This window comes from uncultured Ruegeria sp. (assembly GCF_947489545.1).
GTDB lineage: Bacteria > Pseudomonadota > Alphaproteobacteria > Rhodobacterales > Rhodobacteraceae > Ruegeria.
In genome coordinates this window covers 1-347 of sequence record NZ_CANLDZ010000099.1, presented here as the reverse complement: position 1 = coordinate 347, position 347 = coordinate 1, and the positions used below count along the sequence as shown (strand labels likewise).

General features: G+C 62.5%; 1 protein-coding gene. It reads left to right on the top strand.

Features of this window, described 5'->3' with window-relative positions; all coding sequences use genetic code 11:
• The coding region (locus tag Q1B13_RS26930) for an autotransporter outer membrane beta-barrel domain-containing protein (RefSeq protein ID WP_299800850.1) at window positions 1-347 on the top strand (347 nt) is incomplete at both ends.

Below are 347 nucleotides of genomic sequence, written 5' to 3'. Positions count from 1 at the left end.
AGCACAACAGGTGCGGCGCTCGACAGCAGTGTCTGGGAGTTGGAGATCGGTGGGGATGTTGTCCTGAGCGAGAGCGGGGCAGGGCTGTTTGTGGGCGGGTTGCAGTTCTCCTACGCCACCGGCAGTGCGTCGGTGACCTCTGAGTTTGGAGACGGGTCGATTGACACCAGCGGCTTTGGCCTTGGGGTGACGGCCACGTGGTATGACACGCGCCGGTTTTATGTCGACGGTCAGTTCACGTTTGCCTCCTACACGAGCGATCTGGACGCCGACAGGATTGGAACCCTGACCGAGGGCAACGGCGGCACGGGCTATGCGCTGTCGATCGAGGCGGGACAGCAGCTTGA